The sequence below is a fragment of the Pseudomonas sp. VI4.1 genome, from assembly GCF_002029345.1.
GTDB lineage: Bacteria > Pseudomonadota > Gammaproteobacteria > Pseudomonadales > Pseudomonadaceae > Aquipseudomonas.
Map to the genome: position 1 here is coordinate 1 of NZ_MULM01000015.1, position 2192 is coordinate 2192.

The following is a 2192-nucleotide window of genomic DNA, read 5'->3' on the forward strand; positions in this document are numbered from 1 at the left end:
TTGTAACGCTTGACGTTGTCGGGCTTGTCAAACAGGTTGTTGTGGGTGACGGTCTTGCCCATGCCCTCGATCCAGGTCGTGGTGGTCTGTGTGATCGGGTCGCTGACCTCGTGCTCCTCGACCCCGTCCGGACGCACCACGCTGCGCTGCTCGCCCCAGTCGTCATAACGGTACTGGCTGCGCAGTTGCAGATCGTCCTCTTCGTCGGCGCTGCGCCAGTCCAGCTCGATGTCCTCCACCCGTTGGCCCAGGGCGTCATAGGTGGCGTAATAGGTGTCGCGAAACGCCTGCGCCAGGGCGCCGGTACGGTGGTCGGGGTCCTGGCGCTGTTCCTTGATCACCCGGTTCAAGCCATCGAACAGGGTTAGGGTTCGCACGCCCTTGACGTCGGTGGCCTCCTGGCAGGCCTGTTGGCCATCAGCGTTGGTCAGGACGTAGCGGTAAGTGCGCGACGCCACGTAGTCGGTGTCCGGGGCCACGGTTTCGCAGGTGACCCGCAGCAACGCGTCATAGGTGTAGCGAATTTCCACGTCGCTGTCGTCGCGGGTGAGCAAGGGTTCGCCGTGCAGCAGCGAGTGTTCCAGGGTCACTGTCTTTTTCGTGTCCGTGCCGTCGACTCCGTGGTCGAAACCCTTCAGGATCTCGGTGGTTTGCAGCACGGTTTCGCCGGCAAAGGCACTGGGCAGCTTTCGGTAGGCGTAGTCGGTGGTGGTGGTCCGGCCATTGAGGGTGATGGCCTGCTGTTCGCGCCGGCCATGCTGCAAGGGGTCGCGCGGTTGGTTGAAGGTGAGGTAGGCGCTGTGTTGCAACGCGTACTCCTGGTCGCCCTCGACCTGCAACAGGGTCTCTTCGGTCAGCACCAGCCAGGCGTCCTCGGCAGTGCCCTGGACGGGAGGCATCAGGTCGTAGCGGTTGCGCGTGCGCAGCACCGGGGCACCCCTTTTCCCGATCGGAGGCCGGGGTCACGGTTTGCTCGTGCAGGTGGCGGACAAAACCGTGCGGGTCAGGCGGGCACTCCCCGGGGATGCCTGCGGCCGGGAAGTAGCTGTAGCGCTCCTTGACGCCATTGGCCTGGGTCTGTTCCGTCAGGTTGCCGTGGGTGTCGTAGGCCGTGAGCACGTTCTCGGGGCGCCACGTCCCCCCTTCGAGGCCCCAGCGGCTTTCGACACGTCTGGGCAGTTGGCACTGCGGAGCCTGGTTGCTGAACGGCTCCTCGAGTTTGTCATCGGCGTAATAGGTGGTGAGGACCTGATGAATGTTTTGGCCCTGGGTGGTTTTTTCTTCGCTGATCAGGTGAAAGCGGTTGAAGGTGCGCTCGATGCGGCGCACCGGCACCCCGTCGGCATAGTGGGTTTCGGTGGTGCCGTACTGATAGCGCCCGGCGGCTTTGTAGAGGTTGTCCAGCCCATTGTCATCCCAGCCGATCGGGGCGTTGTTACCCAGGAAGTTGTTGCTGCTGCCGGGCAGTTCGCTGTTGTCATAGGCGTAATGCACCTCGAGCATCGGCTGCTCGAAACCGGGGCGAATCTGGTGTTTCCAGACCCTGGGCAGGGGGGCGCGCGCATTGCCCGGAAAACTGTGGCCGACGCCGGCGTATACAATGGTTTCATGGCCGCCTACCGGGGTCTTGACCTCGGTGATGCACAGCAGGCCATTGACCTTCTGGTAGGTGAACCGCCAGGACGCGTCGGCGGTGGGCAGGACCACTTCATACACCTCATTGCCCGAGCCGCTGTTGCGCAGTTTCATCTCAAACCGCGCCAGGCCCCCGCCCGGCGTCCCGTCAGGGCGCAACAGGATTTCCACGGCGCTGGTGGGCAGGTTGATCTCCAGCAGGGTGCTGCCCTGGGCATCGGTCACCGTGTGCAGCCGGCTGATGCCGTTGTTGAACGGCAAGTACCGCAGGCTGACCTCGTGGCCTTCGACGCTGTAAATGCTTTGCGGCAGGAAGAGGTCGCCTTCGCGCCCCAGTATTTCAACGACCCCGGATTTGTGCACGATCCGATAGCGGTTCGGCGTATCCCGATGGAAGTGGAAGCTCTCGATTTTCTGCTCGGCCATGAGCAGGCGGGTGGGATCGGTGCTGCTGGAACCGGTGACTTTGAAGGTTTCCCCGGAGGACAGGGCGATCACCTGTTTATCGGCGTCGTATTGCGACAATCGCAGTTCCCAGCCCACGCCAAACCCGCTGT

Annotated in this window: 1 protein-coding gene and 1 pseudogene; one reads left to right on the forward strand and one right to left on the reverse strand. The window is 63.2% G+C overall.

From position 1 onward, the window contains the following. Positions 1-929 (reverse strand): annotated as a pseudogene (locus tag BZ163_RS00125) (sugar-binding protein); the annotation flags it as partial. A gap of 322 nt (positions 930-1251) precedes the next feature. Here BZ163_RS00125 and BZ163_RS34695 point away from each other — a divergent pair. Continuing rightward, positions 1252-2192: hypothetical protein (locus BZ163_RS34695; RefSeq protein WP_168187290.1), on the forward strand; the 941-nt coding region annotated here is incomplete at its 3' end.